5 protein-coding genes are annotated in these 5,931 nt (G+C 72.1%); all 5 read right to left on the reverse strand.

The genetic code is table 11. The features are described from left to right. The coding region (locus tag HW445_RS16085) for an FdhF/YdeP family oxidoreductase (RefSeq protein WP_374939660.1) at window positions 1–2,307 on the reverse strand (2,307 nt) is incomplete at its 3' end. An 83-nt stretch (window positions 2,308–2,390) separates the two neighbouring features. After that, window positions 2,391–2,906 carry an SRPBCC family protein gene (locus tag HW445_RS16090; protein WP_180221704.1) on the reverse strand — a complete coding sequence of 172 codons (516 nt, stop codon included), beginning with the start codon at window positions 2,904–2,906 and terminating at the stop codon, window positions 2,391–2,393. 189 nt (window positions 2,907–3,095) lie between these two features. After that, window positions 3,096–4,289, reverse strand: a complete 1,194-nt coding sequence (locus HW445_RS16095; protein WP_308799256.1) for a phospholipase D-like domain-containing protein — start codon at window positions 4,287–4,289, stop codon at window positions 3,096–3,098. 241 nt (window positions 4,290–4,530) lie between these two features. Further along, the gene (locus tag HW445_RS16100) at window positions 4,531–5,004 is read right to left on the reverse strand and encodes a carboxymuconolactone decarboxylase family protein (RefSeq protein WP_180221706.1); all 474 of its coding nucleotides are present in this window, start codon (window positions 5,002–5,004) and stop codon (window positions 4,531–4,533) included. Between the two features lie 95 nt (window positions 5,005–5,099). Continuing rightward, window positions 5,100–5,912, reverse strand: coding sequence for a DUF305 domain-containing protein (locus HW445_RS16105; RefSeq protein ID WP_180221707.1), 813 nt, complete (start codon window positions 5,910–5,912; stop codon window positions 5,100–5,102). Window positions 5,913–5,931: the final 19 nt, after the last annotated feature.

Here is a 5,931-nt window from a genome sequence, read left to right on the forward strand (position 1 = left end):
CTCCCGCGGTTCCAGGCGGACGACGATCCCCTTGGAGGTGGGCGTGTTGCTGACGTCGGCCACGCTGTCCAGCGGAACCAGCACGTTGGTCTCCGGGTAGTACGCCGCCGCGCAGCCCCGCGCGGTGGGGTAGGGGACCACGCGGAAGTCCTCGGCGCGGCGCTCGACGCCGTCGCGCCAGACGCCGACCAGGTCGACGGCGTCGCCCTCCGCGAAGCCCAGGGCGCGGAGGTCCGCGGGGCTGACGAGGACCACGCGGCGCGAGCCGTGGATCCCGCGGTACCGGTCGTCGTTCGTGTACGGCACGGTGTTCCACTGGTCGTGGGAGCGCAGGGTCTGGAGGATCAGGTGGCCCTCCGGAGCGCTCAGGGCCTCGAACTCGTTGCGGCTGAAGAGCGCCTTGCCGCTCGGCGTGGGGAAGTGGCCCTCGTTGACCGGGTTGGGGAGCCCGAAGCCGCCGGGCCGGGAGACCCGGGTGTTGAAGTCCTCGAAGCCCGGCACCACCCGCGAGATGTGGTCGCGGATACAGCCGTAGTCCGCCTCGAACCGCTCCCACCGCGCGCCCGGCACCTTGTCGCCCAGCGTGCAGCGGGCCAGCCGGCTCAGGATGGCGACCTCGCTCAGCAGCTGCTTGGACGCCGGCTCCAGCACCCCGCGCGAGGCGTGCACCTGGCTCATCGAGTCCTCGACGGTGACGAACTGCTCGCCGCCCGCCTGGACGTCGCGTTCGGTGCGGCCCAGGGTCGGCAGGATCAGTGCGGTCCCACCGCACACGGTGTGCGAGCGGTTGAGCTTGGTCGAGATGTGGGCGGTCAGCCGGCAGCGCCGCATGGCGGCCTCGGTGACCTCGCTGTCCGGGGTGGCCCGCACGAAGTTGCCCGCCAGGCCGAGGAACACCTTGACCTTGCCGTCGCGCATCGCGCGGATCGCGTTCACCGAGTCCAGCCCGTGCTCGCGCGGCGGCTCGAACCCGAACTCCCGCGACAGCGCGTCCAGGAAGGTGTCCGGCATCCTCTCCCAGATGCCCATGGTCCGGTCGCCCTGCACGTTGGAGTGGCCGCGCACCGGACAGGCGCCCGCGCCGGGGCGGCCGATGTTGCCGCGCAGCAGCAGGAAGTTGACCACCTCACGGATGGTGGGCACGCCGTGCTTGTGCTGGGTGAGCCCCATCGCCCAGCAGACGACGACCCGGCGGCTCTCCAGCACCATGTCGCGCACTTCCTCGATCTGCGCGCGGGTCAGCCCGGTGGCCTCCTCCACCCGCGGCCACGAGAACGAGGCCCGCAGGTGCTCGGCGAACTCCTCGAACCCCCGGGTGTGCGCGTCGATGAACTCGTGGGCGAGCACCGTGCCCGGGGCGGCCTCCTCCGCCTCCAGCAGCAGCACGTTGAGCGCCTGGAAGAGCGCGAGGTCGCCGCCGACCTTGATGTGCAGGAAGCGGTCGGCGATCCGCGTGCCCCGCCCGACGACGCCCCGCGGCTTCTGCGGGTTCTTGAACCGGGCCAGCCCCGCCTCCGGCAGCGGGTTCACGGCGACGATCCGGCCGCCGCGCCGCTTGGTCTCCTCCAGCGCGGAGAGCATCCGGGGATGGTTGGTGCCGGGGTTCTGGCCGACCGTGAGGATCAGGTCGGCGTGGTGGATGTCCGGCAGGCTCACGTCGCCCTTGCCGATGCCCAGCGTCTCGTTGAGCGCCGAACCGCTGGACTCGTGGCACATGTTGGAGCAGTCGGGCAGGTTGTTGGTGCCGAAGGCCCGGGCGAACAGCTGGAGCACGAAAGCCGCCTCGTTGCTCGCGCGTCCCGAGGTGTAGAAGACGGCCTCGTCGGGGGAGTCCAGGCCGCGCAGCTCGTCGGCGAGCAGTTCCAGGGCCGAGCTCCAGCTGATCGGCTCGTAGTGGCGGGAGCCGGGCCGTTTGACCATGGGCTGGGTGAGCCGGCCCTGCTGGTTGAGCCACCGGTCCGACTTCGCGGCCAGCTCCTCGACCGGGTACCGGGCGAAGAACTCCGGCGTCACCCGGCGCGAGGTCGCCTCGTCGTTGGTGTGCTTGGCCCCGTTCTCGCAGTACTCGTTCATCGGACGCTTCCCCGGGGCGGGGTCGGGCCATGCGCAGCCCGGGCAGTCGAACCCGGGTTCCTGGTTCAGGTTCAGCAACGTCAGCCCCGTCCGGCGGGGTGACGTCTGGGAGAGGGAGTACTCCATCGCGTGGTACACCGCCGGCACGCCCGCCGCCCACGTCCTGGGCGGCGTCACCTCGAGGCCGTCGTCCCCCCGCTCCCCGCCCGGCTCCTCGCTCGAACGCTTCTGCAACGTGATCTCTCCTCAACTCTCCGATGAACGCCGGCGACCTGCCGGTGACCTGCCGCGGACCTGCCGCTGACCGCCGGACGGCGTCAGCCGGTGGGCCAGGTCGGCACCTCGCGCCTGCCGTGACGGGAACCCGGGCGCACGTGGCTTCCGCTGATCTCGCCGCGCCAGGTGCCGGTCTCCCGGCCCTGGCCCTCGACGAACTCCTTGAAACAGCCCAGCGAGCCGTCCACCCAGCGCCGCACCAGGCCGAGCGCGGCGGCCAGCCGCTCCACGAATCCGTGGGCACCCTCCGCCTCAATGCGCAGGGTCACCCGGCACCGTTCGTCGCCCAACGCGTCGAAGGTGACCGTCCCGGTGTGCCGCGGCGCGTCCAGGGCCTCCCAGCGCACCCGGCGGTCGGGGACCTGCTCGACGATCTCCGCGTCGAACTCCACGGTCCGTCCGCCGATCCGGGTCACCCAGTGGGTCAGTGCCGCCTGCGTCTGGTCGACGCGTTTCACCCCGTCCATGAACCGGGGGAAGGTCTTGAACTGGGTCCACTGGTTGTACGCCACGCGCACCGGGACCTCGACATCGATCGACTGTTCGATAACGCTCATGGCCTCGCCGTCTTCTCGCCGCGCTGGGGAGACCGGGTCCCCCGGGATCGCCGTCCCATGCCGGGCCGCCCGAGGCGCGGGCCGCCGGAGGTACGGTTCGACGGCCGTGGCGGGTCCGACGGCCGCGGCGGGTCCGACGTACGCGCGGCGGCGGGCGCCGACCGGACCGGAGGCGCCCGCCGCGCGGGATCAGAGGAAGCGGCGGATCGGCGCCACCGACGCCTCCTTGAGGCGCTGCACCGCCGCGCGCCGCCGCCACCGCCTGCGGTCGATGGCCACGCTGCGCTCGACGTCCGCGTCGAAGTCCCGGTCCAGGGTCGCCGTGAACTCCCGGTCGAGCACCGCGAGCATGACCTCCTCGTCGTGCTCCAGCGAACGCCGGTTGAAGTTGGTGGAGCCGACCAGCGAGGCCACCCCGTCGACGGTCACGATCTTGGTGTGCAGCATGGTCGGCTGGTACTGGTGGATCGAGACGCCGCAGTCCAGCAGGCGGGTGTAGAAGCCCTGCCCGGCGAGCTGGCAGGCCCGCTGGTCGGTGTACGGGCCGGGCAGCAGGATCTCCACCCGCACACCGCGCCGAGCGGTCGCGCAGAGCAGGTCGACGAAGTACGAGTCCGGGGCGAAGTAGGCCGTGGCCAGGCGGAAGCGGTGCTCGGCGGAGGTCAGCATCACCCGCAGCAGGGTCTGCATGTCCTGCCACCCGATGGAGGCGGACCCCCGGACCACCTGGACCACCGCGGAGCCGTGCTGGGCCTGACTCGGGAAGCGGTCCCGCTCGTCGAAGAGCTCGTCGTGCGACTCGGCCCAGTTCTGCGCGAACGCGGCGGCCAGCCCGTCCACCGCGGGGCCGCGGAGCCGGACATGGGTGTCGCGCCACTCGCCGGGGTCGCGGGCGTCGCCCGACCACTCCTCGGCGATGCCGACACCACCGGTGAAGGCGACGGTCTCGTCGACCAGCAGCACCTTGCGGTGGCAGCGGTGGTTCTGCTTGAACGGCGACAGCCACAGCGGCCTGCGGAACCAGGCCACCTGGACGCCCGCGTCGTCCATGCCGGCCAGCAGGTCCTTCTCGATCCTCTGCGCCCCGAAGCCGTCGAGCAGCAGCCGCACCCGGACGCCGGCCCGGGCCCGTTCGGCGAGCGCGGCGGCGAAGTCGCGGGCGATCTGACCGCGCCAGTAGACGAAGGTCATCATGTCGATGGTGTGCTCCGCCCCGCGGATGGCCTCCAGCATGGCCGGGAAGATCTCGTCGCCGTTGCGCAACGCGACCAGCTCGTTCCCCTCGGTCGCCGCGACGCCGAGCAGCCGCTCGAGGCGCCGCCGCAGGCGCACCACCTCCGCGTCGCCGGCCGCTTCCGCGGCTCTGGGAGAGGGCTGGGGTATCGGTAGGGGGCTCACCGCCGGACCTCCGTGACAGTGGGACGGCCGCACGGCGCAGGGCGTCGCGGGAGACCCGGAAGGGCAGGGGCGCCGGGTCCGGAAGCCACAGTTGCCCCTGGGTCTCTTCACCAAACCTGCCCGGTTCCGTCGCGTCCGGCACCGCGGCGCCGGACGCCCCACGGGAAGCCCGCGGGGCGTCCGGCGCCGTGACCGGTTCCCCGGCCCTTCGGCCCGTGCGGGCCGGTCAGCCGAACTGGCCCGGCTGGTAGTCGCCGGCCGGCATCCTCAGCATCACGTTGAGCCGGTTGTAGGTGTTGATGAGGGCGATCAGCGCCACCAGGGCGGCGAGCTGCTCCTCGTCGTAGTGCTTCGCGGCGTCGGCCCACGCCTCGTCGGTGACGCCGCCGGCCGCGTCGGCGATCCGGGTGCCCTGTTCGGCGAGCTCCAGCGCGGCGCGCTCCGCCTCGGTGAACACGGTCGCCTCCCGCCACGCCGCCACCAGGTTCAGGCGCAACTGGCTCTCCCCGGCCGCCGCGGCGTCCTTGGAGTGCATGTCGGTGCAGAAGCCGCACCCGTTGATCTGGCTGGCGCGGAGCTTCACCAGTTCCTGCGTGAGGACCGGGACCGACGAGTCGGTCAGGATCCTGCCGGCCGCTCCCAGCCGCTTCACGAAGCTGGTCGCCAGCGGGCTGCCGAAGGCATTGATACGGGGTTCCATCTCGGGTCTCCTCCTGGCCGTGTGGACGGGTTCACCGGCAGGACGGAACGGGGACGACGAGATGTGACACGGTGACGGTGTGACCTGGCCCACGCCTAGTAGTCGTTCTGGTCGGCGATCGTCCTCATCTGCTGGACCCGCGCCGACTGCGTGTCGAGGATCGACTGCGCCATGTCCTTGGCCGGCTGGTACTCGCCCTGCTCCGTCTCGGTGCGGGCCAGTTCCATCGAGCCCTCGAAATGGTCGGTCATGAGGGTGACGAACTGCTGGTCGAAGTCGGCGCCGGAGGCCTGCTGGAGCTGTTCGACCTCCTCCTCGGTCGCCATGCCGGGCAAGGTGCCGCCACCGGTGGGGCTGGCGGTGCCGGTCGGGCTGGCCGTGTCCGTCGGACTGCCGGTCCCCGTCGGACTGCCGGTGTCCGTCGGACTGCCGGTGTCCGTCGGGCTGCCGGTGTCCGTCGGGCTGCCGGTGTCCGTCGGGCTCGGGCTCCCGGTGCCGGTGGGGCTGCCGGTGTCCGTGGGGCTCGCCGTGCCGGTCGGACTGGTCTCGGGCACCGGCTCCCCCCAGGAGTTCAGCCACTGGGTCATCTGCTGGACCTGCGGCTCCTGCTCCTGCTTGATGTCCTGTGCCAGCGTCTTGACCTCCTGCGACTCCGCCTGCGTCTCGGCGAGATCCGCCACCTGGATCGCCTGGCGGTGGTACTGGATCATGCCCTGCGCGAACGACACGTCCTGGGCGTCGTGCGCCTGGTCGGTGCCGGTGGGCGAGGGGGAGGCGGTCGGACTGCCGGTCGGCGTGGGCCCGGAGGACGACGCGGTGTCGGTGCCGCAGGAGGCCAGGGACAGGGCGGCGACGACGGCGACGGCCACGGCGGCGGACGCGCGGGCCGGAGAACGGTGCGTGCTCATGGTGGTGCGGCTCCTTGGA

The sequence above is a fragment of the Streptomyces sp. UH6 genome (genome assembly GCF_013421635.1).
GTDB lineage: Bacteria > Actinomycetota > Actinomycetes > Streptomycetales > Streptomycetaceae > Streptomyces > Streptomyces abyssomicinicus.

Coding starts and splice junctions, on each gene's coding strand:
- HW445_RS16090 (WP_180221704.1), bottom strand. CDS start 2,906: ATGAGCGTTATCGAACAGTCGATCGATGTCGAGGTCCCGGTGCGCGTG.
- HW445_RS16100 (WP_180221706.1), bottom strand. CDS start 5,004: ATGGAACCCCGTATCAATGCCTTCGGCAGCCCGCTGGCGACCAGCTTC.
- HW445_RS16105 (WP_180221707.1), bottom strand. CDS start 5,912: ATGAGCACGCACCGTTCTCCGGCCCGCGCGTCCGCCGCCGTGGCCGTC.